The sequence below is a fragment of the Bradyrhizobium sp. USDA 3240 genome (assembly GCF_054063295.1).
Genome location: NZ_JBSSGD010000002.1, coordinates 7,807,190 through 7,831,555 on the forward strand (window position 1 = coordinate 7,807,190; position 24,366 = coordinate 7,831,555).

Annotated in this window: 23 protein-coding genes and 1 pseudogene; 7 read left to right on the forward strand and 17 right to left on the reverse strand. The window is 65.2% G+C overall.

Annotated features, from left to right (window positions below):
- The 7 genes and pseudogenes from ACVIGA_RS37255 (at position 1) to ACVIGA_RS37285 (ending at position 6,687) form a co-directional block, all read left to right on the forward strand.
- Positions 1-1,032, forward strand: a complete 1,032-nt coding sequence (locus tag ACVIGA_RS37255) for a branched-chain amino acid ABC transporter permease (RefSeq protein ID WP_456669943.1) — start codon at positions 1-3, stop codon at positions 1,030-1,032.
- Positions 1,029-1,748: an ABC transporter ATP-binding protein gene (locus tag ACVIGA_RS37260; protein ID WP_456669944.1), complete on the forward strand. Its 720-nt coding sequence runs from the start codon at positions 1,029-1,031 to the stop codon at positions 1,746-1,748. The genes ACVIGA_RS37255 and ACVIGA_RS37260 overlap by 4 nt, the downstream gene beginning before the upstream one ends.
- Positions 1,749-1,762: 14 nt before the next feature.
- Positions 1,763-2,053: pseudogene (locus ACVIGA_RS37265) on the forward strand (ATP-binding cassette domain-containing protein); the annotation flags it as partial.
- Positions 2,054-2,174: 121 nt separating this feature from the next.
- A complete protein-coding gene (locus ACVIGA_RS37270; protein ID WP_456669945.1) occupies positions 2,175-2,456 on the forward strand; it encodes a hypothetical protein in 282 nt (93 codons plus the stop codon).
- Positions 2,457-2,591: 135 nt separating this feature from the next.
- Positions 2,592-3,548: a helix-turn-helix domain-containing protein gene (locus tag ACVIGA_RS37275; protein WP_097672572.1), complete on the forward strand. Its 957-nt coding sequence runs from the start codon at positions 2,592-2,594 to the stop codon at positions 3,546-3,548.
- A gap of 101 nt (positions 3,549-3,649) precedes the next feature.
- Positions 3,650-5,056 (forward strand): aldehyde dehydrogenase family protein, encoded by a 1,407-nt coding sequence (locus ACVIGA_RS37280; RefSeq protein ID WP_456669946.1) that lies wholly within the window; start codon positions 3,650-3,652, stop codon positions 5,054-5,056.
- Positions 5,057-5,097: 41 nt separating this feature from the next.
- Positions 5,098-6,687, forward strand: coding sequence for a GMC family oxidoreductase (locus tag ACVIGA_RS37285; RefSeq protein WP_456669947.1), 1,590 nt, complete (start codon positions 5,098-5,100; stop codon positions 6,685-6,687).
- A 63-nt stretch (positions 6,688-6,750) separates the two neighbouring features.
- Here ACVIGA_RS37285 and ACVIGA_RS37290 read toward each other — a convergent pair whose 3' ends face one another.
- The 17 genes from ACVIGA_RS37290 to ACVIGA_RS37370 form a co-directional block, all read right to left on the reverse strand.
- Positions 6,751-8,091: an aminotransferase class III-fold pyridoxal phosphate-dependent enzyme gene (locus ACVIGA_RS37290; RefSeq protein WP_456669948.1), complete on the reverse strand. Its 1,341-nt coding sequence runs from the start codon at positions 8,089-8,091 to the stop codon at positions 6,751-6,753.
- A 145-nt stretch (positions 8,092-8,236) separates the two neighbouring features.
- On the reverse strand, positions 8,237-9,307 hold the full coding sequence (locus ACVIGA_RS37295) for an ABC transporter substrate-binding protein (RefSeq protein WP_456669949.1): 1,071 nt from the start codon (positions 9,305-9,307) through the stop codon (positions 8,237-8,239).
- A gap of 52 nt (positions 9,308-9,359) precedes the next feature.
- Positions 9,360-10,208 (reverse strand): ABC transporter permease, encoded by an 849-nt coding sequence (locus ACVIGA_RS37300; protein WP_456669950.1) that lies wholly within the window; start codon positions 10,206-10,208, stop codon positions 9,360-9,362.
- The gene (locus tag ACVIGA_RS37305; protein ID WP_456669951.1) at positions 10,208-11,044 is read right to left on the reverse strand and encodes an ABC transporter ATP-binding protein; all 837 of its coding nucleotides are present in this window, start codon (positions 11,042-11,044) and stop codon (positions 10,208-10,210) included. Before ACVIGA_RS37305 ends, ACVIGA_RS37300 begins: the two co-directional genes overlap by 1 nt.
- 80 nt (positions 11,045-11,124) lie before the next feature.
- The gene (locus tag ACVIGA_RS37310; RefSeq protein WP_456669952.1) at positions 11,125-12,708 is read right to left on the reverse strand and encodes a gamma-glutamyltransferase family protein; all 1,584 of its coding nucleotides are present in this window, start codon (positions 12,706-12,708) and stop codon (positions 11,125-11,127) included.
- Positions 12,701-13,525, reverse strand: a complete 825-nt coding sequence (locus ACVIGA_RS37315; RefSeq protein ID WP_456669953.1) for an IclR family transcriptional regulator — start codon at positions 13,523-13,525, stop codon at positions 12,701-12,703. The genes ACVIGA_RS37310 and ACVIGA_RS37315 overlap by 8 nt, the downstream gene beginning before the upstream one ends.
- A gap of 380 nt (positions 13,526-13,905) precedes the next feature.
- A complete protein-coding gene (locus tag ACVIGA_RS37320; RefSeq protein ID WP_456669954.1) occupies positions 13,906-14,841 on the reverse strand; it encodes an alpha/beta hydrolase in 936 nt (311 codons plus the stop codon).
- Positions 14,842-14,852: 11 nt separating this feature from the next.
- Complete coding sequence (locus ACVIGA_RS37325; protein WP_456669955.1) at positions 14,853-16,523, reverse strand: amidohydrolase; 1,671 nt, start codon at positions 16,521-16,523, stop codon at positions 14,853-14,855.
- Positions 16,510-17,553, reverse strand: coding sequence for a branched-chain amino acid ABC transporter permease (locus tag ACVIGA_RS37330; protein WP_456669956.1), 1,044 nt, complete (start codon positions 17,551-17,553; stop codon positions 16,510-16,512). Before ACVIGA_RS37330 ends, ACVIGA_RS37325 begins: the two co-directional genes overlap by 14 nt.
- Positions 17,550-18,428 (reverse strand): branched-chain amino acid ABC transporter permease, encoded by an 879-nt coding sequence (locus ACVIGA_RS37335; RefSeq protein ID WP_223973698.1) that lies wholly within the window; start codon positions 18,426-18,428, stop codon positions 17,550-17,552. Before ACVIGA_RS37335 ends, ACVIGA_RS37330 begins: the two co-directional genes overlap by 4 nt.
- Positions 18,428-19,138, reverse strand: a complete 711-nt coding sequence (locus ACVIGA_RS37340) for an ABC transporter ATP-binding protein (protein WP_456669957.1) — start codon at positions 19,136-19,138, stop codon at positions 18,428-18,430. Before ACVIGA_RS37340 ends, ACVIGA_RS37335 begins: the two co-directional genes overlap by 1 nt.
- Positions 19,135-19,899 (reverse strand): ABC transporter ATP-binding protein, encoded by a 765-nt coding sequence (locus tag ACVIGA_RS37345; protein ID WP_456669958.1) that lies wholly within the window; start codon positions 19,897-19,899, stop codon positions 19,135-19,137. Before ACVIGA_RS37345 ends, ACVIGA_RS37340 begins: the two co-directional genes overlap by 4 nt.
- Positions 19,896-20,852 carry an acetamidase/formamidase family protein gene (locus ACVIGA_RS37350; RefSeq protein WP_456669959.1) on the reverse strand — a complete coding sequence of 319 codons (957 nt, stop codon included), beginning with the start codon at positions 20,850-20,852 and terminating at the stop codon, positions 19,896-19,898. Before ACVIGA_RS37350 ends, ACVIGA_RS37345 begins: the two co-directional genes overlap by 4 nt.
- A complete protein-coding gene (locus ACVIGA_RS37355; protein WP_456669960.1) occupies positions 20,852-21,526 on the reverse strand; it encodes a DUF1989 domain-containing protein in 675 nt (224 codons plus the stop codon). The genes ACVIGA_RS37350 and ACVIGA_RS37355 overlap by 1 nt, the downstream gene beginning before the upstream one ends.
- A gap of 37 nt (positions 21,527-21,563) precedes the next feature.
- Entirely contained in the window at positions 21,564-22,835 is a 1,272-nt protein-coding gene (locus ACVIGA_RS37360; RefSeq protein WP_456669961.1) for an ABC transporter substrate-binding protein, read from the reverse strand.
- Positions 22,836-23,024: 189 nt separating this feature from the next.
- Positions 23,025-23,333: a hypothetical protein gene (locus tag ACVIGA_RS37365; protein ID WP_456669962.1), complete on the reverse strand. Its 309-nt coding sequence runs from the start codon at positions 23,331-23,333 to the stop codon at positions 23,025-23,027.
- 14 nt (positions 23,334-23,347) lie between these two features.
- A complete protein-coding gene (locus ACVIGA_RS37370; protein WP_456669963.1) occupies positions 23,348-24,226 on the reverse strand; it encodes a DODA-type extradiol aromatic ring-opening family dioxygenase in 879 nt (292 codons plus the stop codon).
- Positions 24,227-24,366 lie beyond the last annotated feature (140 nt).

Below are 24,366 nucleotides of genomic sequence, written 5' to 3' on the forward strand. Positions count from 1 at the left end.
GTGACCGATCAAAGCCTGGAGGGAGCCCCGCCCATTCGCGCCGCCAGAGTTCCGCTCCGCGGGATCGCCCTCGGCGTGGCCGCGCTGATCGCCCTGTATGTGATGCCGGACGCGCTGAGCAATTATTGGCTGCGCACGTTTATTTCCGCTGCGGCGCTGACGATCGCGAGCCTCAGCGTCAGCGTGCTGTTCGCCCAGGTCGGCATGGTGTCGCTGGCGCAGTTCGGCCTGCTTGGCGTCGGCGGCTGGTTCGCGCTGCGCATCTCCCATGGCCTCGGGGTGCCGTTCGAGATCGCGCTGCTCTCCGCGGGTGTCTCGGCGGCGCTGGTCGGGTTGATCGTCGGGCTGCCGGCGTTGCGCATGCGCGGGCTTTATCTGGCGATCATCACCCTGATGATGGCGGGCGCGATCCAGGTGCTGATCAGCGCGTTCGGCTTCCCCGACGGCGGACCCGGCATCCTCGGCAAGAGCACCGGCGCGCGGCTGATGATGGCGCGCCCGCTCATTGCGCAGAGCGATGAAGCCTATCTGCGTTACGCGATCGTCGTCACAGCGCTGTGCTTTCTGCTGGTGCTGGTGCATGTTCGCGGGCGGCCGGGCCGCGCCTGGGCCATGATCCGCCGCAGCGAGGTCTGCGCGCTCGCCGGCGGCGTCGACATCGTGGCCTACAAGGTGTGGGCCTTCGCGCTGGCCGGTTTCCTCGCCGGCGTCGCGGGAGCGGTGCTTGCCGGCGGCGTCGGGCAGCTCGACGGCAGTGCGTTTCCGGCGGGCCAATCGATCATGCTGTTCGCACTGACGATCGTCGGCGGAGCGTATTCCTGGTTCGGCCCGATCATCGCCGGATTGATGTTGCGGGCCTTTCCGGCGCTGCTCAACGATTTTCGCGTCGACGGCAATATCGCGACCATGGTGTTCGGCATTGGACTGCTGCACGCCCTGATCACGGCGCCGCACGGCATCGCCGGCCAACTGTCTGACCTGGCCGGGCGCTTGCGCCGGGCTTTGGGCAGCGAACGAAAGGCCGGTCCATGATCGAGATCGACGATCTGACGGTGCAATTCGGCGGCGTGCGTGGCCTGAGCGAATTGACGGCACGTCTGCCCGAACCGGTCACCGGCCTGGTTGGACCAAATGGCGCCGGCAAGACGACGCTGATCAATGTCTTGTCCGGATTTGTGCGCCCCACCACGGGACGGGTCGGCATCGACGGGCAGGACCTGAGGGACATCGCGATTCACAGGCGGGCCGCATTCGGGATCCGCCGCACGTTTCAGAATGAGCAGGTGGTCGAGAATCTCACCGCGGCCGACAACATCAATGCCATTCTCGACAATGTGCCGACCGATGGGCAGCCGCGCGCTGCGCTGATTGCGCAAGCGCTGGAGTTCGTCGGCCTTGCCGCCAAGGGCAATGTGCTCGGTCGCGACCTCAACGCCTATCAGCGGCGGATGCTGGAGATCGCCCGCGCCATGGTCGGCCGCCCGCGGCTGATCATGATGGACGAACCGGGCGCGGGTCTCGCCCAGCATGAGAGCGAGCATCTGCGCGACGTCATCAGGCAGCTTCACGGCCATTGCGGGGCGCAGGTGCTGCTGGTCGACCACGACGTCGATCTGATCTCGGCGACCTGCACGGCAACGCTGGTGCTCGATTTCGGCTCCGCGATTGCCTATGGGGCGACGGCAAGCGTGCTGGCCGAGCCGAAGGTTCGTGCGGCCTATCTCGGTGTGCTGGAGAATGCGACGTGAGCACAGGCCTTGTAGTGCAGGACCTCGATCTCGCCCGCAACGGCAAAGCGGTCCTGCACGGTGTCGATTTGTCGCTCGAGCCCGGACGGATCACCGCGTTGCTGGGCGCCAACGGCGCCGGCAAGAGCAGCCTCGTGCTGGCGATCGCCGGCGCGCTTCCGGCGACCTCCGGCGAGATCACCCTCGATGGCCGCTCGATCAGGGGCTTGCGGCCGGAGGCCATTCGCGCGAGCGGGCTGGCCGCGGTCCCTGAAGGACACCAGGTTCTGAACGAGCTGAGCGTCGAGGACAATCTCAAGGTCGCCGGCAGCCATCTGTCGCGCGCCGAAATGAGATCGGCGATCGATGTTGCGCTCGGCACCTTCCCCGAATTGCGTGAACGCCTTCAGGCCAGGTCGGGCAAATTTGTCCGGGGGACAGCAGCAGATGGTGGCGCTGGCGCAGGCGATCATTGCCAAGCCACGCTATCTGCTCGCCGACGAGTTGTCGTTCGGTCTCGCCCCCGTTGTCGTTGCTCGCCTGGTGCCGGTGTTGCAGGACCTGGCCGCGCAAGGGGTCGGCGTGCTGTTGATCGAGCAGTTCACGCACATCGCCCTCAAGATCGCCCATGCGGTCTATGTGATGGAACGCGGCAGGATCTGCTTTTCCGGTGAGCCGCGGCAATTGATCGACAATCCCGCCATCCTGCACAGCGCCTATCTCGCATGAGCAAGCCGTCGCTGCGCGACCGCTGGTCGCGGCGCGATGCCCGCTCTCCCTGCCGGAAAGGCGTTGACACGGCAAAGGAGGTGCTTAACATGTTATCAAAAGCGCCGCCCGACGGCGTTTCCCAGGGAGGAGCGCATGCAGCTCCAGGAGTTTAGCAGCTGGACTCCCGAAGTCTGGGGACAGCCGCCTTTGGAGGAATGGAGAGACAAGCTCCGGTCCGTGTGCGGACGGTTCAATCCGTTCGGCCAGGAGGAGCGCGGCTTCGTCAATGGCGGCGTCGTGCTGCGCGATGCCGCAGGGATGGAGATCGTCCAGGTCGCAACCGACGTCGATGTGGTTCGCCGCGCAGAGCGCGATATTCGCCAGGACTATGGCGAGCACTTCTTCCTGCTGGTTCAGCTCCAGGGTGTGTGCGGGGTCGAGCAGCAAGGGCATCAGAGCATCATCTCGCCCGGCGACTGCATCCTGGTCGATTCCTCGCTGCCGTCGAACTTCTTCTTCAATGGCCAGTTCAGCAATCATTTGTCGGTGCATCTGCCGCGGCAATTGCTGCTGTCGGAGAAGCCGAACGATTTCGAGGTGTCACGACGGCTCGGCGCCGAGGACCCGATGTCGACCATGCTGCGGGCATTGGTTGCCAAGATGTTGCAACTGCCGTCGAGCCACAAGCGGTCCGGCGAATTGCGGCAATTGCTGCTGCAGGCGACCCGGCAGGCGTTCGCTGCGGATTCGCCGGACACCCCGCTCTGTCCGAAGGAGCGGGCGTCCGGCCGGCTGGAATTCGCGCGGGCCCTGGTGGACCGCCATCTCACAGCGGAGTGGCTGACCGCGCAATGGCTCGCCAATCGTCTCGGCGTCTCGATGCGTACCTTGCAGGAAGATTTCAGCGCGGTCGGAACCACGGTCACCAGCTTCATCCGCGATCGCAGGCTGCGGCTGGCCAAGGATCGCCTGCTGGAACGGCAGCGCGGCTCTGACGGCGGCACCATCGCCGAGATCGCCTATTCGTCCGGCTTCAACGACATTTCCTATTTCAACCGCTGCTTCAAGCGGGCCTTCGACTGCTCGCCGACCGACGTCACGCGCCGATAGCCTGCTGCGCTCCCGTCCAAGCGAAACCGCGCTCCTTTCCAAGACATTGGCCGTGCGATGGCTTTTGCTGAAGCCAGTCGTTGTCGCGAGGAGAAGATTGCATGCAGCGCTGGAGCTTGCTTATCGACGGGCGCCGGATCGAGACGGATCGATTCCAGGACGTCCTCAACCCGTCGACCGGCGCCGTCGTCGGCGGAATGCCGCTCGCGGCTGCGTCCGATCTCGACGCCGCGGTCGCGGCCGCCTCCAAGGCGTTTGAAATCTGGAAGGACCGGCCCGATGCCGAGCGTGCCGACGCCTGTCGCGCGATCGCCGACACGATCGAGCAGCATGCCGAGGAGCTCGCGCGGCTCCTGACGCTCGAGCAGGGCAAGCCGCTGAACGGGCTCGGGTCGCGCTTCGAGATCGGCGGCGCCGTGGCCTGGACACGCCATACCAGCGGTCTGTCGCTGCCGGTGGAAGTCCTGCAGGACGGTGCCGAAGGACGCGTTGAATTGCATCGCAAGCCGATCGGGGTCGTCGGTTCGATCACGCCGTGGAATTGGCCGGTCATGATCGCGTGCTGGCATATCATCCCGGCGATCCGCGCCGGCAACACCGTGCTCATCAAGCCGTCGCCATTGACGCCGCTGAGCACGATCCGTCTGGTCGAGCTGATCAATGAGAAACTGCCGCCGGGCGTGGTGAATGTGGTCACCGGCGACAACGAGATCGGTAGTCTGATGTCGGCGCATCCCGGGATCGGCAAGGTGACCTTCACCGGATCGACCGCGACCGGCCGCAAGATCATGCAGAATGCGGCGGGCAGCCTGAAGCGCCTGACGCTCGAGCTCGGCGGCAACGATGCCGGGATCGTGCTGCCCGATGCCGACCCGAAGAAGATCGTCGAGGGTCTGTTCTGGGGCGCGTTTATCAACGGCGGGCAAACCTGCGCGGCGCTGAAGCGGCTCTATGTCCATGACAGCCTCTATGACGAGCTGTGCCGCGAGCTCGCGGCCTATGCGAAGCAGATCGTGGTCGGCGACGGTCTCTCCGAGACCTCGACACTTGGCCCGGTGCAGAACCGCCGGCAGTTCGAGATCGTCTCGGCCTTCGTCGACGAGGCGCGGAAGAAGGGCGGTCGTGTGCTGGTCGGCGGCGATCCCTCCGACGGCCCTGGTTACTTCTACCCTGTGACGCTGGTTGCCGACGTCGATCACGGCTGCAGGCTGGTGGACGAGGAGCAGTTCGGGCCGGCTCTGCCGATCATCCGTTATTCCGACGTCGAGGATGCGATTGCCAAGGCCAATGCGAGCGCGATGGGGCTCGGCGGCTCGGTCTGGGGGACCGACCTCGCGCGTGCAAAGGCGGTCGCGCAACGCATCGAATCCGGGTCGGTCTGGATCAACAAGCACGGCGCCATTCAGCCGAACGCGCCCTTCGGCGGCGTGAAGCAGTCAGGCTTCGGCGTGGAATTCGGGGTCGATGGCCTGAAGGAGTTCACCACGGTCCAGACCGTGTTTGTCTAATCGGGTAACAGGTCGCAGTCGGTCGCGTCATAGGGAGTGATATGCAGGAGTATGACTATATCGTCGCCGGCGGCGGCTCCGCCGGCTGCGTGCTGGCGTCCCGTTTGTCCGAGGATCCGCGCAATCGTGTCTTGCTGGTCGAGAGCGGACAGCGCGATACCGACCGGTTCATCCACATCCCCGCGACCTTCTTCAAGGTGCTCGAGAAGGGACGGGACGCCTGGGTCTATGCGTCCGAGCCCGAGAAGGGCCTGAACGGGCGCCCGTCGATCGTGCCGCAGGGGCACGTCATCGGCGGCGGCAGTTCGGTCAACGCGATGGTCTACATCCGGGGATCGCGGCGGGATTACGATACATGGTCGCAAATGGGATGCCGCGGCTGGAGCTACGATGAGGTGCTTCCGGTTTTCCGCGATCTTGAAGCCAACCAGCGGCTGTCCGGCGAATATCATGGCACGAGCGGCAAGCTCAATGTCTCCGATCGTGCCTACGGCCATCCGTTGTCCTGGGCGTTTATCCGCGCCGCGCAGGAGGCGGGCATCCCCTACAACGAGGACTTCAACGGCGCACGCCAGGAGGGTGTCGGCTTCTACCAGACGACCACGAGCCGCGGACGCCGCCGCAGCGCCGCGGAAGCCTTCCTGCGCGAGGCAGAGCGCCGCGCCAACCTGACCATCAGGACCGCGACGCGTGTCCACAGAGTGGTGTTTGAAGGGAAGCGGGCGAGCGGTGTGCTGCTCGAGGACGGTTCGACCGTGAAGGCGCGGCACGAGGTGATCCTGACTACCGGCGCCTTGGCGACGCCGAAGATTCTGCAATTGTCCGGGATCGGACCTGCGGCGCATCTGCGCGAGCATGGAATCGAGATCGTCTCCGATCTGCCCGGCGTCGGCGAGAATTACCAGGATCATCTGGAGGCGACTGTTCAGTGCGAGACGAAGGATCCGATCTCGATCTTCGGCGAAGACAAGGGCGTTCGGGCCGCATCGCACATGATGCAATATCTTCTGACCAAGACCGGGCTGCTGACATCAACGGTCGTGGAGTCCGGAGGCTTTGCCGATACCGCCGGGACCGGCGAGCCGGATATCCAGTTTCACGTCTTGCCGACGTTCAACGGCTTTGCAGACCGGCCGTCCGAGCCCGGGCACGGCATCTCGATCGGCCCCTGCGTGCTGCGTCCCCAGTCGCGCGGAACCGTTCGCCTGAGATCGCCGAATCCGGCCGACCCGGCGCTGTTCGTTGCCAATTCGCTGGCAGAGCGGGCGGATGTCGACACCCTCGTGCGAGGCGTCCAGCTTGCCATTCGTATTTCGGAGGCGCCTTCGCTGGCGCGTTTGATCAAGCGGCGCGCTCTGCCGAAGCTCGGCGTGGAGAACGACGTCGATGCGCTCGCCGACTATGTCCGCGCGATCTCGAAGACCGTGTTCCATCCCTCTGGAACGGCGAAGATGGGCGCCTCCGGCGACCCGATGGCGGTTGTCTCCGAACAGCTTCTGGTGCGTGGGGTCGAAGGTCTTCGGATCGCCGACGCCTCAATCATGCCGCGGCTCGTCTCCGGAAATACCAACGCACCGACCATGATGATCGGGGAGCGGGCAGCCCGCTTCATTCTGGAGGCGCGGCCATGACGAGCGCCTCCTGAGACAGCCGGTTACCCTTGCAGCGGTATCGCGCGCAGGAATGGGGCAGTGTCAAAGCTTCGCCGCTTCCACAAGTCCCGCCGCGATCGCGTCGCGGATCTCGCCGATCTGATTCTCATCGATGATCAGGGGAGGCGATAGCACCAGCGTCTCGCCGAGCGCGCGGACGAATACGCCGCGGTCGAAGCAGACGTCGGCGCATTTGCGCGCGCGCAACCCGAGACTGTCCGGAGCGGATTCGATCTCGACCGCGCCAAGCAGACCGAAGTTGCGGATATCCCTGACATGCGGCTTGCCGCGCAGGCTGTGCAGCGCATCCTCCCACACCGGTGCGAGCTGCTTCGCGCGCTCGCACAGGCCTTCTTCCAGATAGCAATCGAGCGTCGCCAGCGCCGCAGCGCAGGCCAGCGGATGGCCGGAATAAGTATAGCCATGAGCCAATTCGACGGCGGCTTCGGGACCTTGCGCGAGTGAATCGTAGACGGTGTCGCGCACCAGCACGCCGCCCATCGGCACCGCGCCGTTGGTCATGCCCTTGGCGCAGGTGATGAGATCGGGTGTGACGCCGAGTGCCTGCGCGGCGAAGGGCGCGCCGAGCCGGCCGAAGCCGGTGACCACCTCGTCGAAGATCAGGAGGATGCCATGCTTGTCGCAGGTCGCACGCAGCCGCTCGAGATAGCCGCGCGGCGGCGGCAGCACGCCGCCGGCGCCGGCGACCGGCTCGACGATGACGGCCGCGACCGTCGAGGGATCGCAGGCTGCGAGGATCCCGTCCAGCGCATCGGCGAACTCGGCGCCATGATCGGGCTGGCCGCGGCTGAAGGCGTTGCGACTGAGATCGTGGGTGTGCGGCAGATGCGAGACGCCGGGCATCAGCACGCCGAATTGCGCGCGATGCCAGCCGATGCCGGAGACCGACAAGCCGCCAAAGCCCATGCCGTGATAGCTGCGCTGCCGGCCGATCAGGCGCTGGCGATGGCCTTGCCCGCGCGCGCGCTGGCAGGCGAGGGCGATCTTAAGCGCGGTGTCAACCGCCTCCGACCCCGAACCGGCGAGGAAGACGTGGTTGAATCCGTCCGGCGCGATCGTCATCAGGCGGTTGGTGTAGTGGAAGGCAAGCGGATGGCCGAGGCCGAAGCTCGAGGCATAGTCGAGCTTTCCGGCCTGGTCGCGGATCGCTTCGACCACCTTCGGATGGCAATGGCCGGCGTTGACGCACCACAGGCCCGCGATCGCGTCCAGCACGCGTCTTCCGTCCGGCGTCTCGTAGTACATGCCGCGCGCGGCGGAGAAGAACATCGGTGCCTTCTTGAAGCGCCGGTTCTGCGTCATCGGCATCCAGTAGGCTTCCAGGTCGTTCGGCGGCGTATCGAGAGCAATCATGTCGGACATGGCGAGTTTCCTGACGTTGGGATCGGCTTCGGATCGCGAGAGCTCTAAAGCGCGATGAGATCAGGTCGAATCGTCATCGCGCTTTAGCTTCTTGTTTGAGCATGATCTTTTCGGAAAACCGCTTCACACTTTTCCGGATCATGCTCTAACGGGACAGCGCGGCTTCGACCGCTTTGAGGTCGAGACCGTCATTGACCTGATCGATCAGCGTATTGGTGACGACCTCGTGCGCATCGACGTGCTCCTTGAGGACACCGGCCTTCACCAGCCAGTCGAGATAGGCCTGGTAGGCCTCGAAACTGCTCGCGCCCCATTTGTCGGCGCCGGCTTCCAGCGCCATCTTCGGCGTCACCGTCTTGAGCAGCGCCGTGGTCTGGTCGAGTGCCTGAACCGCGTCCAGGCCGGTCGGCACCACCTGCGGATAGACCGCGTGGTACATTTCGGCGGCGGCGCGTGGGTTGCGCACGGCATAGAGCGTTCCCATGGCGTAGCCGCGGACCAGCCGTGCCAGCAGATCGCCCTTGGTTTTGATCGTATCGGGCCGTGCGACGAAACTGTTGGAGGGGAACGATTCCAGTTCGCGATCCGCCAGCGGACGCATCGGCACGCCGGCGAGCTCCATCAACGTGTACTGCACGTCCCATTGCGATACGGCGTCGATGTCGCGGCGTCTCAACAGCACGGCGCTCTGCGCCGGCTGACCGGAGACGACGATCTTGACGTCACGGTCGGGATCGAGCCCAACCGAGGTCGCGACCGAGCGGGCGACGACCACGCCGGCCGATGCCATCGAGGTCACGCCGATCTTCTTGTCCTTGAGATCCTTGTAGCCGGTGATCGGGCTGCTGGCCGGCACGGCGAGGCCAAAGATGTTGCGGCGGAACGCGGTGTAGAACACCTCGGTCTTGACGCCGGTCAGCCGCAGGATCGCGACCGGCTCGACCGTCGGCACGGCGACCAGCACCTCGCCGGTCGCGACATTGCGCACGCAGTCGGAGGATCCCGGCAGGTTCACCAGCTCGAGATCGATGCCGAGCTCCTTGTACCAGCCCATCTTGATGGCCACCGCGAACGGCACGACGCCGAGTGTGAGCACGCTGGTGCACCAGCCGACGCGGACCTTGGTCTGCGCAGAGGCGGCAGTGACGGAGCCGGCAAGGGCTGCGGCGATCATGACCGCACCGATCAGGCGATTGCGTCTGCAAGGTTGGTTCACGGCATCCTCCCGTTGAAAGGCCTGCATGGTCGCAGCCGGTCGCCCGGCGTGGTCAGGACGTGAGCTGCTTCGCCTCGGCCGGAACGCCCGCCGCCGGCGAGGCCGTTGCCTTCGGCGCGCTCGACGCGCCGCGCCCGAGCCGCTCCCAGAACAGCACACGATGCCGGATTGCGAGCAGTGCCTGGTTGAGCACCAGCCCGACGATGGCGAGCACGATCAGCACCGAGAACGAACCGGCGATATCCATGGAGAAGTTCATGCTCTGCATCAGCATGCCGAGGCCCTGTTCGGCGCCGAGGAATTCGGCCACCACGGTGCCGATCAGCGACAGCGTGATGGCGATCTCGAGCCCTGCGATCACCATCGGCAGCGCGGTCGGCAGCCTCAGCATGGTGAAGATCTGCCGCTCGGAGCCGCCGAGCGAGCGGATCAGGTCGACCCGGTCGCCATCCGCCGCATTCAGCCCGGCGATGGTATTGACCATCAACGGAAAGAACGAGACCAGCGCCGCGGTCACGATCTTCGAGGTCATGCCGAGGCCGAACCACAACACGATCAGCGGCGCCAGCGCCACCTTCGGCATCGACAGGAACATCACGATATAGGGGTAGAGGAAGTAGGCGACGTGGCGGTTGAGCGCGACCGCGACGCCGAGCACGAAGCCGAGGCTGCAGCCGAGTGCAAAGCCGAGCAGCACCTCGAACATGGTCACGGCGATGTGCTGCAGGTACAGCCCGCTGGAAAATCCTCGCCATAGTCCGGCGGCCACCGCCGATGGCGGCGGCAGCACGAAGGAGGGAATGCCGAGCAGGCGCACGGCGAGCTCCCAGGTCGCCAGCGCCGCGACGAGCAGGGCAACGCTGAGCAGGCGGTTTTGCGTGGTATCGACGGAGCTTTGCATCAGTCGGTCACTCCCAATGCGCCGAAATGGTCGCGGATGCGCCGGACATAATCGCCGAACGGCGCGGTGCTCATCATGTCGAGGCTGCGCGGCCGCGGCAGCGCGATCTCGATCACCTCGGCGATGCGTCCCGGCCGCGGCGTCATCACCACGACGCGATCGGCGAGGAAGACGGCTTCCGAGATCGAATGGGTGATGAACAGAACGGTCTTGGTGCGGGATTGCCAAAGCCGCTGCAGCTCGACATTCATGTGCTCGCGGGTCATCGCGTCGAGCGCGCCGAACGGCTCGTCCATCAGCAGGATCTCCGGATCGTGCACCAGCGCCCGCGCGATGCCGACCCGCTGTTGCATGCCGCCGGACAGCTCCGCCGGATAGCGCGACTCGAAATCGCGCAGGCCCACCAGCGCAAGAAGCTCGCGTGCCTTCGCGAGATTGCTGTCGCGGCCGAGCTTTTGCACGTCGATCGGCAACAGCACGTTTTCCAGCACGGTGCGCCAGGGAAACAGCACCGGCGATTGAAACACGATGCCGATGTCGCGCCGCGTGCCGTGCACCCGGCTGTCGCCGATCCACACCTCGCCGCTGCCGGGTGGAATCAACCCCGCCACCACCCGCAGCATGGTCGACTTGCCGCAGCCGGACGGACCGACGACCGCCACGAATTCACCGCCGCGGATTTCGAGGTCGACTTCATGCAGAGCCAGCAGGCTGGCGTCGCCGACGCCATAGGCCTTATTGACGCCGGCCAGGCGGATCGCCGGCTGTGCCGGTTCGGCGGTGGATGACGGCTTCGCGAACGCGTGCTGTACAGTCCCCTGGGGTCGCAAAGCCATTCGATACTCCATCGACGCAACTGTTTCCGCCCGCACATCAGGGTTCGCGGAGAGCCGGTGTACGGTCTTCCGCCTCTGCGCTACTGGCCCAAGGCCATGCCGTCCTTGCGATGATCGGACGCGCCGATCAGCACGCCGCGATCGCGATCGATCCAGATCGCCTGCGCGCCGCCGATCGGAAAGTCCGACCACGCGACCATGTGTCCGCGGGCCTCCAGATCGGCTTTGACCTGTGGCGCGATGGTGGTCTCGAGCGACAGCTTGCCGTCGAAGGCGAACGAGCGCGGCAGGTCGCTGGCCTCTTGCAGGCCGAGGCCGCGATCCAGGATCTGCGAGATGAAATGCGCATGCCCGGTCGCCTGATAGTGTCCGCCCATCACGCCGAACGGCATCACCGGCTTGTCGCCCTGATAGAGCAGGGCGGGGATGATGGTGTGCATCGGCCGCTTGCCGGCTGCGATCGCGCTCGGATGGTCCGGGTCGGTGCTGAAGCCCATGCCGCGGTTGTGCAGGAGCACGCCGGTGTCGGGCTCGTAGATGCCGCTGCCGAACGGCGCGAACAGCGAGTTGATCAGCGAGATCGCGTTGAGATCGCGGTCGACCACCGTGACCAGCACAGTGTCCTTGTGCTCGGCGTCGTCCCAATAGGCCGGCGCGCTGGCGCGGTCCGGCGCGATGCGTGCGCGGGTCCGAGCGGCCCATGCGTCCGACAGGAATTCGCTGGTCGCGGTCGGCCCGTGCGCGGGGTCGCAGAAATAGGCGTCGCGGGCGCGATAGGCCGCCTTGGTGGCTTCCGCGAGCAAATGGATGCGGTCGGCGTCGGTATGCTTGGCATCGCCGAGCGCGAGCCCTTCGATGGTGCGCAGGATCATCAGCGCGGCGAGGCCCTGGCCGGCCGGCGGGCATTCATAGACGGTGTAGCCGCGATAGGGCGCGCTGATCGGCGTGACATAGTCGCTGTGCTCCTGCGCAAAATCGTCGGCTTCGTGCAGGCCGCCGAGCGCCTTGAGCTTGCGGGTCAGTGCGGCTGCGACGCCGTCTTGATAGAACGCTTTGGCGCCCTCATGCGCGATCCTGCGCAAGGTGGCGGCGAGCGCCGGGTTGCGGAAGGTGTCGCCGGTGCGCGGCGCGCGGCCGTCGGGCAGGAACTTGGCGCGCGTCGCGGCATCGCGCGACAGCTTCTCGACCTGCCGTCCCCAGTCCCACGCGACGCGCGGCGTGACGCACATGCCGTCTTCGGCGAGCCGGATGGCCGGTGCCAGCACCTCGGCAAGCGGCTTTTGGCCATGGTCGCGGTTGAGCGTGCACCAGGCCGCGATCGCGCCGGGGATCGTGACCGCGTGCGGTGATTCCGCGGGAATGGCGTTGAAGCCGCGCTCGGCGTACCAGCCGGCTTCAGCGGTGCGGGGCGCGCGGCCTGAGCCATCGAGCGCGACCGGTGCGCCACCCTTCGGGGCAAACAGCGCAAAGCAGTCGCCGCCGATGCCGGTCATGTGAGGCTCGACCACGCCTTGCACGGCGATGGCGGCGATTGCCGCGTCGATCGCATTGCCGCCGGCGCGCAGCATGTCGAGGCCGGCGAGCGAGGCCGCCGGATGCGAGCTGCACACCATGCCGTGCGCACTGACGGCTTCGGAACGGCCGGGTTTGGTGAAATCACGCATGAGATGCCGGCTCCGCTGAAATCTGGGCTGCGGCCTGCGCGATCCGCGGACCGATTTCATGTTCGAGACGCTCGGCGCTGACTTCCGACGGCATGCCGCCGCAGTTGATCGCGAGCACGATGCCTTCAGGCGTCACCAGCGGCGCGCCGACCGCAAACACGTCGGGACGCCGATCGCCCAGCGACACGCAGAAGCCGCGCTCGGTAAGCTGCTCGAAGGCCTTGTCGAGGCGGGCGCGGATGTCGCGCCACTCCTCGCGGCTATGCTGCAGGCGCAGGCGCTTGAGCAGCATCTCGCGCTCCTCCGCCGGAAGGCCGAACAAATAGGCGCGTCCCATCGCGGTGGTTTCGATCGGCAGCTTTGATCCGAGATCGAAGCGCATCGGGCGCATATGCGGATGTCGGGCGGTCTCGATCGTCACCATCTCGGACTGGTCGCGCATGCCGAGCGAGGCCGGGACGCGGGCGAAGTCGGCGATGTCCTGCAGCAGCGGACGGGCGGCGATGCGGTGTGGCATGCCGGCGAGCAGCGAGTGACACAGCGCGACCACGCCGGCGCCGAGCTGATAGCGACCGAGCCGCGGTGAATAGGAGAGGTAGCCGAGCGCGGTCAGCGTCTGTGTCAGCCGCGAGATCGTCGCCTTGGCAAGGCCGGTGCGCGCCGCGAGCTCGCTGTTGCTGAGTGAGGTTTCGCCGGGCCGAAACGCCCGCAGCACGGTGAGCCCGCGCGACAGTCCCTGCACCACGCGCGCGTCGTCGCCCGTCTGATCCAGGCCATCGGTATCCGCCTTGCGCTGAAACGCCGTAAGCCGCGCCATTCCTGCCCCTATAATTCTTCTGTTCGCAATTCAATTTCACTATTTGGAATTAAGTTTGTCAAGACCCGTTTAGCGGTCGGGGGCGGGCCGAAAGGCTGAGCCCGCCGCGTGCAGTCGTGATCAATGATGATCGGGCTCGGAAACGGGGCCCGAAGTCGCGCGTGGTCCTCGCGCTTGTGCCGCCATTCTCGGCTATCCGCGCCGCCGAGAAACACGGTCCCGACGCTGGTGCGCATATGCTGTATCCGCCAACACGCGGCTTGCGCTGCACTTGCAGATGCGGCACAGCGCTGATGGCGCGCGCAGCCGCCGTTGGTGACGAGGGCGCTGCGCGGGAGATAGTCCTGGACGGGACTGAAGTTCGTGTGTGCGAAACGGCGCTAGGCGCCGGTGTTGGCGAACCCGCGAAGCCAGGCCGTCATCGCCAGATGCTCCGCCTGCGCGGCGGCACAGAGGCCGCGGGCGCGAACAAATCCATGGATCAGGCCGCGTCCGGGCCTGAAGGTCACCTGTACGCCTGCCGCCTTCAGCCGCTCGGCATAGGCATGACCGTCATCGCGCAGCGGATCGTGCTCCGCCACGACGATGAACGCTGGCGGAAGGTCGCTTTGCGACCGCGCGAGCATGGGAACGGCCAGCGGATTCTGCCGCTGCAGCACGTCGGGGCAATATTGATTCCAGAACCAGATCATCTCGCGCGCCTTGAGGTAGGGCGCTTCCGTTTCGCTCAGGTACGACGGTCGATTGAAATCGACGTCGACGCAAGGATAGATCAGGAGCTGTCCGCATAGCGCGTGGTCGCTTTCGCGAAATGCGAGCGTCATCGCAGCCGCCAGATTGCCGCCTGCCGAGTCGCCGCCGACGCAAATCGCCCTCGGATCGATGCCGAGCCGGGCCGCATTCTCGAACGTCCATCGAACCGCGGCCGCGCAGTCCTCGATCGCCGCCGGGAATGGGTGCTCGGGAGCGCGCGCATAGTCGACGCTGATCACGACGCAGGGCGTGTCGGCCGCGATCGCGGCGGTGATCGCGTCATGGCTATCGATGCTGCCGATCACCCAGCCGCCGCCGTGCATGTAGATGAGAGCAGGAAGCGGGTGGGCCGACGCCGGCCGGTAGATCCGAACCCGCACCGGCCGTGGTGCATCGATGATCAGGGTTTCGACGTTGAGGCCCGCCGGATAAGGCGTTCGCGCCGCAGCGGACAATTGCTCGACACGGTCGCGCCATGCTGGTATCGGCAGCGACAATGGCGGCTCGGGCCAGGCTTCGTCGAGACGGGCAATGAAGGGAGCAAGCTCAGGGTCGATAGCCATATCCGGGATTCCTAGAGTTCGCCGTGAACGATGCGTCCGCCGACGATGGTGGCAAGGCAGGACAGTGATTCCAGCTCCTCACCCGGCGTTGTCAGCGGGCAGCCGCTGAGCACCGCGAGGTCGGCAAGATAGCCGGGCGCGATCTGCCCCTTGATCGTCTCCTCGAAGGTGAACCACGCGCCATTTCGCGTCATCGCGCGCAACGCGAGATCGGCCGAAGCGCAGGCGCGCGGGCCGATCAGCTCGCCGGTGGTCCGTTCCCGGCGTGTCCGCATCGCCCGCATCGTTGCCAGCGGATTGCAGGGGCTGTTGTCCGTCCCGCAACTGACCGGCACGCCAAGCGCGTCGAGCTGCGCGGCAGGGGCAACCAGCTCCCTGTCATGCTCATCGAGCGGAAAGAACCGCGTTCCAACTTTCCAGAGATGGTAATCGGGAATCAGCGTGACGCCGATTCCGAGGCCCTTGAGCCGGGCGAGCTCGGCCGTCGGGGCGTAACTCATATGCTCGATCACCCAGCGCCGGCCGACGATCGCATGCCTGGCATTGACCCGCTCGTAGATCGGGATGATTTCGTGAAGCTTGTCGACCGCGATGGTGTGCACGCGCAGATTGGCTTCGGCCGCAGCCAGGCAGAGCCGCTCGAACTGCTCGGGCGTATTGGCTTGCTTGATGTAGCAGGACCAGCCGAGATCCGCCGGCTTCGCCATCGCCGCGAGCGCCGCGCTCGGCTCGCCCCCGTAGCCGATGAAGATGCCGCCAACCCGCAAGGTGTGGTCGCCGAGGCCGCTGCCTCGCGCATAAGCGAGCTGCTCGCGAAAATCGCGCTCGGCCTGGTCGAGCGTGCTCCAGAACGGGCTGACGACGAGATGCATCCGCATCGACAGCTCATTGGACTCGCGCTGATCGCGGTAGGCGGCGATGACCTCTGGTGCGCAACCGTGTCCCTCATAGACGCTGGTCGTACCGAACGAATGATAGGTTCTGACCGAACGCTTGATGGCCTCGCGCCGGTCCCGCGGCGAGAAGCGCGGCACGACTGGCAGCAGGGCGATCTGCGCCGAATCCGGATAATTATGCTCGACGATGATTCCGGTCAGCTCGCCCTCGGAATCGCGTTGCAGTTCGATGCCTTCGACCGGAGATCCGGATGCCCGGTCGAGGCCATTCAACTTCAGTCCGAGCGAGCTGAGCGCGGTGTAGCAGGGCAAGAGGCTCCAGTAGCCCGACGGCGGCAGGATGCACACCGGGTGATCCGGCGCGGCGCGGTCCAGCTCCTGCCGCGTCGGCATGCGGCGCTCGTCGAGCAGCAGCGGGCCCCCGAAATAGAATGGCGCATCGCCGACCGGCATGGTGACGATCCATTCGCCCCGCGGGGTGGTGCGCGCGAGCTCCGCGATCCGCGCCAGGACGTCGGCGATCGAGCGAACCTTGCCGAGCGACGGAAAGCGCTCACGCAGACCTTCGGTATCCATATGCGCGTGGGTGTCGTTGAACCCGGGAATGATCGTCCCGTCGGTCCGGGAGACCTTGGTTCGCGGGCCCTTCAGGGCCAGGACCTCGTCGAGCCGGCCTGCCGCGACGATCCGGTCGCCTCGGAGCGCGACGGCCTGGGCGATGTCGCCCGCCGGATTGAGCGTGACGACCCGGCCGATCAGGATGCGGTCAATGTCATGCTGGCTCATTCTGGATGCTCCCCGCCGTCTGCCGTTCGTCGCGTTCGTCCTGAGCGGCCTCGGTCCAGCCGAGCCGGACGCAGGCGCGATCGTATAGTCGGCCGACCAGCCCGCCGATCCCGGACGGCAGGACGACCAGTGTCACGATCAAGGCGCAGCCGAACACCAGGCCGCCGAGCGAGACGTCGATGTCGCTGGCCCAGGTCGGCACGAACTGAATGAACATCGCGCCGACAATGGCGCCGCCGATCGAGGTGATGCCGCCGACGACCGCGCCGACGAACAGGCTCAGACTGAGCATCACATTGAACGTATCGGGCGAAACGAACCCCACGATCATCGCGTAGAGCGAGCCGGCAACGCCCGCATAGAGGCTGCTCATCGCGAACGTCGCCGTCGCGAGCGGTGCGCGATCGACGCCGAGCACCGCGGCGACGAGATGGTTGTCGCGCGCGGCGACCATGGCCCGGCGCAGGGGGCCGGACAGGATGCGGGCCGCGACGAAGTAGAGGATTGCCGCGACTGCGAGACAGACGAAGTAGATCCACTGCGAATCGTCCAGCCACTTCACCGGGGATTCGGGGTTGCCGACGTTGAGCCCCTGCACGCCGCCGGTAAATCCATCGAACCTTTTGAGCAGGGCAGGCACCGTGATCGACAACACCAGCGTGCCCATTGCGAGATAGAGCCCCTGAAGCCGGAGTGCGGGAAAGCCGAGACACCACCCGGCGAGCCAGCTGAGGCCGGCGGCGACCGGAATCGTCGCATACGGATTCCAGCCATAGCTGACGACCAAAATCGCCGTCGTATACGACCCGAGCGCAACGAACGCCGCGTGCCCCAGCGTGATCGCGCCGCCATATCCCGTCACGAGGTTGATGCCGATGATCGCGATGGCAAAAACCAGCACGGTCGCCAACTGGCTGACGAGATAGTTCGGAATCGCGAACGGGATGACGTAGAGGAACAGGACTGCCAGCACCGCGGCGAAGATGATGCGGGCTGCGAGTGGAGGCCTCGGCTTGACGACGACGTTCATAGCCTGGCCACCTTCCTGCGGCCGAACAGGCCGTCCGGTTTGATCAGCAGCGTTCCGAAGATCAGGATCAGCGCCACCACGATCTTGAGGTCCGGCCCGATCCAGGGGATGTAGGTCCCGACCAGATTCTCGACGACGCCGACCAGCAGCCCGCCGACCACGGCGCCGATCAGGCTGTCGAAGCCGCCCAATGTCGCGGCGGCGAATGCATAGATGATGACGCCGAACATCATGGTCGGGTTGAGGAAGACGCGCGGCGCGACCAGGATGCCCGACAGCGCGCCAAGAGCGGCGGCTATCCCCCAACCGATCAGCAGCATCGCGGGTACCGGCACGCCGACCAGCTCGGCGGAATCCGGCGTTGAAGCGGCGCCGCGCATCGCGAGCCCGAGCTTGGTCCTCTCGAACAGGAGATAGAGCAACAGCAGCACGCAGGCGACGACGGCGATGATGCCCACGGTCTCGATCGAGACGCTCAGCGGGCCGATCTGCAAATGAGCTTTGGGAAACAGGCTCGGCAGCGCCTTGATGCTGTAGGTCCACAGAAAGCCGGCGAGGCTGTTGAGCGCCAGGTACAGCCCGATCAGGACGCTGACGACGGTCAGCAGATTGGCGCGCGACAGCGGCTTGACCAGTCCGGCGTAGAGCGCTGCGCCAGCCGCGAATGATATGGCGATGCTGATGAGGGTGGCCGGCACCAATGGCAGCCCCCAGGTCATCAACTGCCAGACGGCGTAGGCCGACAGCATCGCCATCTCGCCCTGGGCGAAGTTGACGATCCCCGTGGATCGGTAGCTGAAGGCCAGCGCCAGAGCGAGCGACGCATAGATGGCTCCGTCGGCCAGCCCATCGATGACCTGATTTGCGAACAGCATCACTCGTATCCCAAGTAAATCCGGCGGACTTCGTCGTTGCCGACAAGATTGGCGGCCGTATCGCGCAGAACGACATTGCCGCTTTCCAGCACCATGCCGTCGTCAGCGATGGCCAAAGCGAGATTCGCATTCTGTTCGACGATGAGCATGGTCATTGCCGTCTCCTTGCGGATCGCGGCGAGCACGTCGACCAGGCCGCGGGTGATGATCGGGGCGAGACCCAGCGAAGGCTCGTCGAGCAACAGCAGCCGCGGCTGCAACATCAGCGCGCGGGTGATCGCGAGCATCTGCTGCTCCCCGCCCGAGAGGCTGCCTGCCTGCTGCGCCAGGCGTTCCCGCAGCCGTGGAAAGAAGGTCAGCCACCGCTCGCGATCACGCTTCGCATCCGCCGCATTGCGCAGATAGGCGCCAAGCCGGATATTCTCGTCGACGGTCAGATCTGCGAACGTGCCGCGGCCCTGCGGCACGTGCGCGATCCCGGCGGCCACGACCTTTCGTGCCGAGAGCCGGTCGATGCGCTTTCCGTCGAAGGTGATGGTCCCAGAACAGGGTATCGTGCCCGAAATGGCGCGGAGCAGCGTGGTCTTCCCGGCACCGTTCGCGCCGAGCACGACCAGGATCTGCCCGTCGCCGATCGTTAGGTCGATCCCCTGCAGGACACGGCGCGGTCCATACCCCGCCTGTAGTCCATTGATGCTCAGAAGACTCATGCCGCGCTCCCCAGATAGGCCGCGGCCACCTTCGCATCAGCCTTGACTTCCGCAGGTGCGCCGTCCGCGATCTTGAGGCCGTTCTCGAGCACAACGACATGGTTCGAGATACGCATCAGCATCCGCATGTGATGCTCGACGATCAGCACGGTGAGGTCATATCGCTTGCGTACCTGCAGGATGACGTCGGCGAGCTCGTCGACCTCGCCGTGCGAAAGACCGTTGGCGGGCTCATCGAGCATGAGGAATCTCGGATGCGAGATCAGCGCGCGGGCCAGCTCGATCCGTTTCAATGTGCCGAACGGAAGGCCGCCGGCAAGATGATCCCTGACCTCGTCGAGGCCGAGATCATGGAGCAGGGCGCAGGCCTCGGCCTCGGGATCGGCGACGGTACCGGCAAGGCCGCGGCCAAGGATCGCCTTGATGAAGCCGGGTCGCACCCGGTGATGGGCCCCGAGCAGCACATTGTCCTTCACCGAGAGCGTGCTGAACAGGCCGACATTCTGCAGCGTGCGTGCGATGCCGAGTGCGATGATGCGATTGGCCGGAAGCGCCGTGATATCCCGGCCGTCGAAGTGGATCGAGCCACGGTCAACCGGATAGACGCGCGAGATGGCGTTGAACAGCGACGTCTTGCCGGCGCCGTTCGGGCCGATCAGGCCGCAGATCTCGCCCCGCTGGACATCGAAGGAGATGCCCTGAAGGGCCCGGATTCCGCCGAAATCGATCTCGACGTCCCGCACGCTCAGCAAAGCAGTCACGGCCGTCGGCCCTTCCTGAAGATCGCCTTCGGCATCCGGGCATGGATGCCGTTGACGCCGTTCACGAGCTGGGTGACGAGCAGGTCGGCCTGTAGCGAGCACAGTGCGTAGGCATCCCGCCGGCCGATGCCTTGGGCATCGACCAAGAGGTCGATCATGTCGAGAACCGCCTGCCGCGCCGCCTCGCGCAGGTCCTGGTCGAGCCCCATCGTGATGAAGTGATCGGGGGTTTCCGCTTGTGGCCGCTTGATCGAACGTCCCGTCAGAACCGTCAGGCGGAGTTGCGCGACCTTCATCGTGGTTTCGAGCGCGGTCTGCACGACCTCGCCGGACCCCTGCGCGGCATGTGCGTCACCGACGAAGAAGCCGGCGCCTTCGGCGAAGACAGGCAGATAGAGGATCGATCCCGCCACCAGATCGGCACAATCGATGTTGCCGCCGAAATCGCCGGGAATGGCCGAGCTTCTTGGCGGCTCGCCGGTGGGTGGCGAGACGCCCATGATGCCGAGAAACGGCCGTAGCGGGATCGTGATATGATCGCCCAATGTCGTGGTCATGGTGCGGCCATCGAGCACGAAATGGCGGAGCTCCGCGTCTTCGAAAATATCGGCCAGCAGGCCACGGCTCTGTTTGCCGGGAAATATGACGTTGATGCCGTGGTCGGCGACCTCGAGACGCTCGATCTCGACCTTGAGGATGTCGCCCGGCCGGGCTTGCGCGATTGCGATCGGTCCGGTGAGGCTGTGGGGGCCGCGGCCCTCAGTGCGGAATCGATCGCGCAAGGCGAGGGCGCCGGCCAGATCGAGACTGGCGTTGCCGGCATTATCCCACATCGCCCATGTGTCGAGGATGACGGTATCGCCCGATGCGATGGTCAGGATCGGGGCCGCCTGCGGCGAGATCAGTCCGCGCTGGATCGTCGCCGCGGAGGCATGGATCGTGTGTGTCGCCATTACGCCGCCGCGCTGAAGATCTGAAGCCGCATCGGCGTGCAGCGGCCGCCATTGATCATACTGACATGATCCTCCGGGCAATTGGAGATCGCGACGAGGCAATCGGTGTCGGCGCGGAGCTCGACGAAGTCGCCGGGCTTCGAGACCGGCGCTTCGGCGACCCAGGCATGGCTCGCGCAGTCGTGATGGTAGTTCATGAAGAAGTCGATGGTGTCTGGAATGTCCTCGGGACGGATTCCATAGGGAGCCACGATGCCGCTGATGATTTCGTGGCAGCCGTCGATGCCGTGCAGGCCGAAGCTCTCGTAGAAGCGCCGATTGCACATGCGTTGGTTGACCTTGTGGACCCCTTTCGGTTCCGGCGTCTCCCTGACGATCGTCATCAGCGGCGTGTAGATCGTCGACATCAGCACATCGCCCTCGGTCACATAATCCTTCGACATCAGCACGCTGGGCTCCGGGCGGCCTGATCGCCGCGCGCTGAATTGCATGGCGTAGCGCGTCGTCGAGTACGAGAGCGACAGCCGATCGCGGTAGTTGTTGGCGTTGAAAATGGCGACATCGACCACCTGCTGGCCCTCGATGTCGGTGATCCGCAGCACCTCGTCCTTGCGGACGATGAGCGCCCGGCCGGTCTTCGGCGGCAGGATCTCGTTGAAGAGCTCGTTGGACATGACACTCACTCGGGTTCGGTTCGGGACTGCATGGTGGCTACTTGACGCTCTGGGGCGTCTTGCCTTCGTATTTGGAGATGACGTCGCCGACCTTTTGCCAATTGCCCTTGCTGTAGCGAACGACCTGCATGGTCTCGACGTAGAAGGGGTCCTGCTTGCCGTTGACGCAGACCTTGACCCCGGGTACGACGCCGAGCACAGCGACATCGCAAAGCGAGCGGGCCGATTCCATGATCGCTTCGCGGGTCGGCGCCTTGGCTTTCTGCAGCACCGCGACCATGGTTTGGGCCTGCGAGAAGCCGTACATGGTCATGGGGTCGTCGAGATTGAGCCCCGAGCTCGGGAATTTGCTTCCGATCGCGCGGTAGACTTCCATGTCCTTGGTGGCGGCATAGTCTGACGTCGTCGGATCCATCATGCTGACCACCGAATAGACGCCCTCGGAGGCCTCGGCGCCGGCCGGCTCCATCACGGTCTTCCTCGATGCGCTGATGTTGGACACGATCACCGTCGGTCGCCAGGTCATGTCCTGGACCTTGCGCAACGTCTGCGCCGTGAACTTCGGCACGGCGAAGACCAGCAGCACGTCGGCATTGGTTGCGCCCAGATTCGAAACCTGCGAGTCGACGGTCGGCGAGGTGACTTCGTAGGACTGCGCATCGGCAATCGTCACGCCGGAGCCGGCCGAAGCCGCCTTGAAGGCGTTCAGCAGCTCCTTCCCGAAATCGTCGTTCTGATAGAGCACCGCGACTTTCGCGTCGGGCTTCTTGGACTTGACGAATTCGGCATAGATGCTGCCTTCCGTGGTGTAGGAAGGCTGCCAGCCGACGGTCCAGGGATATTTGTCGGACTCGGTGCTGAACGCAGACAGCCCGCTGCCGACGAACAACTGCGGGACATCCTTGCGGTTCAGGTAGTTGCGGATCGCGAGGCCCGTCGCGCTTCCGAGCGGACCGATGACGAGCGCGACGTTGTCGCGCTCGACCAGGCGGCGAGCCTGCTCGACCGTGCGCGGCGGCGAATAGCCATCGTCGTAATAGGTGTAGGCAATCTTGCGTCGTTTCCCGTCGCTCATCATGACGCCGCCGTCGTGCTCGTTGATCGACTTGAAATAGGCGTCCTGCATGGCGCAGATGGTGACGAAGGAGGCGATCGGTCCGGTACTCGGGCAGATCCCGCCGATCTTGATCTCGGAATCGGTGATGCCGGTCGCCTCATCGGCGAGCGCCGGAGCGGATGTTGCCGCGACTGCGATGGCCGTCGCCGAAAGCAATTGCGCCATCAGGTGGCGGAAGCGCGGGGAATGCATTTTGATACTCCTTATCGATCCCTAGAAAATTCACTGGCCGACGTTCGGCCCAACATCTCTTCGTGCCTGAGCTCCAGCCATGGCTCCACCGCCCCAAATGTCGGTGGACATCGGGCCGTCACGTCGTCATCAGGTGTCGCAGCGAGCGCGTTGTGCCTGGTCAGGCCGAGCCGGTTACGCGCTCAGTGATCACGCAACAGGGCCCTTGCCCTGGAGCGATTCCACCAGCTTGTTGACCGCGACCGTTGCGCCCTTGCCAGCCTCATTGCCGAAGATCAGCCGGGCAAACTGTCCGCCGAGATAGGGGTGCAGCCCCATGTCGTAGAGGGCGAGGAAGTTTCGGCTCTCGATCGCCTTTCGCTCGTTCTCGGCGAAGGGATAGCGATCGAGCACCGCGGATTCATGCTCCGCGAATTCCGTGCGCAGCTCCGGTGACCACTTCAGATCCTGGATCAGGTCGTGCGTCGCCAGGGATGGTTTGAATTTCTCTAGTCCCATGCGGGTTCCTCCTGTCAGACCGCTGCGCGCTGCTGCCGCATGTTGGCGTTCATGTCCCACAGCACGCCGCCGACGCCACACTTGAAGTCCTTGTGGACGGTGTAGCCGAAGCTCTTGCCGGGCCGCGATCCGATTGCGCCGAGCACGACGACCCAGGCGAGCAGTTCGGCAGTGCCGCCTGAACCGGCCGCCTCCATTTTCTCGAGCGTCAACTCGCGCAGCAGCCTCTCATGGTCGCCGGAGGCGACAAGGTCGAGAAACCAGCGATCGAACTCCTCGTCGATGAAGTAGTAGCGCGCGCCGCCCGGCTCGTGGCTGAGCCCGCCCGAGCCCAGCAGCGCCACGCGCATGTCCGCGGGCAGGTCATCGCGGATGAAGTCGCCGAGCGCTTTCCCGACCTCATAGCAGCGACGTTGATCGGGAATCGGCGGCACCGTGCAGTTCTGCAGCACAGGAACCATCGGAATTCCCGAGCCGGCAATGTTGGTCAGCAGCACCGGAACCGAAATATTGTCGTCGAACTTCAGGTTCTCATTCTGCGCGAACATGCGGATGCCGCGCTTGGTCATGCCGTCGAACAGGGCCGCGGCGATCTCCGGCGCGCCCTTCACCGTGTAGTCCTCGCAGCCGATCCACGGCTTGAACCATTCGTAGGGACCGCGATGTTCGGCGGCCATGCCGATGAGAAAGTCCGGATAAGCACGGACCCGGCTGTTGGCGAGATGATCGTTGGCGAACACGATCAGCACCTCGGCCTTCGCCTCCGCGATCGCCTCGGCAAGGCTTCGGTAGGTGGTTGCGACGACATCCTTGACGTCAGGCGGCGCGGCCTCGAGCAGCCCAATCAGGCCGGGCGCATGCGGCGCACCCGCGGCAAACACGATTTCAGCCATGGCGTTTCTCCCCGTTTGTTCCAAAACTGCGCTATTGTTCCAATCTTGTCAACATTTTCGAAAATCCAATTTCTCTTGGAATTTCGATAATACTCGACGATAGTCGGTGGACAGAATCGCGACTTAAAGGCGCAGGCGAG

Coding starts and splice junctions, on each gene's coding strand:
- ACVIGA_RS37260 (WP_456669944.1), top strand. CDS start 1,029: ATGATCGAGATCGACGATCTGACGGTGCAATTCGGCGGCGTGCGTGGC.
- ACVIGA_RS37270 (WP_456669945.1), top strand. CDS start 2,175: ATGGTGGCGCTGGCGCAGGCGATCATTGCCAAGCCACGCTATCTGCTC.
- ACVIGA_RS37275 (WP_097672572.1), top strand. CDS start 2,592: ATGCAGCTCCAGGAGTTTAGCAGCTGGACTCCCGAAGTCTGGGGACAG.
- ACVIGA_RS37280 (WP_456669946.1), top strand. CDS start 3,650: ATGCAGCGCTGGAGCTTGCTTATCGACGGGCGCCGGATCGAGACGGAT.
- ACVIGA_RS37285 (WP_456669947.1), top strand. CDS start 5,098: ATGCAGGAGTATGACTATATCGTCGCCGGCGGCGGCTCCGCCGGCTGC.
- ACVIGA_RS37290 (WP_456669948.1), bottom strand. CDS start 8,091: ATGTCCGACATGATTGCTCTCGATACGCCGCCGAACGACCTGGAAGCC.
- ACVIGA_RS37300 (WP_456669950.1), bottom strand. CDS start 10,208: ATGCAAAGCTCCGTCGATACCACGCAAAACCGCCTGCTCAGCGTTGCC.
- ACVIGA_RS37305 (WP_456669951.1), bottom strand. CDS start 11,044: ATGGCTTTGCGACCCCAGGGGACTGTACAGCACGCGTTCGCGAAGCCG.
- ACVIGA_RS37310 (WP_456669952.1), bottom strand. CDS start 12,708: ATGCGTGATTTCACCAAACCCGGCCGTTCCGAAGCCGTCAGTGCGCAC.
- ACVIGA_RS37315 (WP_456669953.1), bottom strand. CDS start 13,525: ATGGCGCGGCTTACGGCGTTTCAGCGCAAGGCGGATACCGATGGCCTG.
- ACVIGA_RS37320 (WP_456669954.1), bottom strand. CDS start 14,841: ATGGCTATCGACCCTGAGCTTGCTCCCTTCATTGCCCGTCTCGACGAA.
- ACVIGA_RS37325 (WP_456669955.1), bottom strand. CDS start 16,523: ATGAGCCAGCATGACATTGACCGCATCCTGATCGGCCGGGTCGTCACG.
- ACVIGA_RS37330 (WP_456669956.1), bottom strand. CDS start 17,553: ATGAACGTCGTCGTCAAGCCGAGGCCTCCACTCGCAGCCCGCATCATC.
- ACVIGA_RS37335 (WP_223973698.1), bottom strand. CDS start 18,428: ATGCTGTTCGCAAATCAGGTCATCGATGGGCTGGCCGACGGAGCCATC.
- ACVIGA_RS37340 (WP_456669957.1), bottom strand. CDS start 19,138: ATGAGTCTTCTGAGCATCAATGGACTACAGGCGGGGTATGGACCGCGC.
- ACVIGA_RS37350 (WP_456669959.1), bottom strand. CDS start 20,852: ATGGCGACACACACGATCCATGCCTCCGCGGCGACGATCCAGCGCGGA.
- ACVIGA_RS37355 (WP_456669960.1), bottom strand. CDS start 21,526: ATGTCCAACGAGCTCTTCAACGAGATCCTGCCGCCGAAGACCGGCCGG.
- ACVIGA_RS37360 (WP_456669961.1), bottom strand. CDS start 22,835: ATGCATTCCCCGCGCTTCCGCCACCTGATGGCGCAATTGCTTTCGGCG.
- ACVIGA_RS37365 (WP_456669962.1), bottom strand. CDS start 23,333: ATGGGACTAGAGAAATTCAAACCATCCCTGGCGACGCACGACCTGATC.
- ACVIGA_RS37370 (WP_456669963.1), bottom strand. CDS start 24,226: ATGGCTGAAATCGTGTTTGCCGCGGGTGCGCCGCATGCGCCCGGCCTG.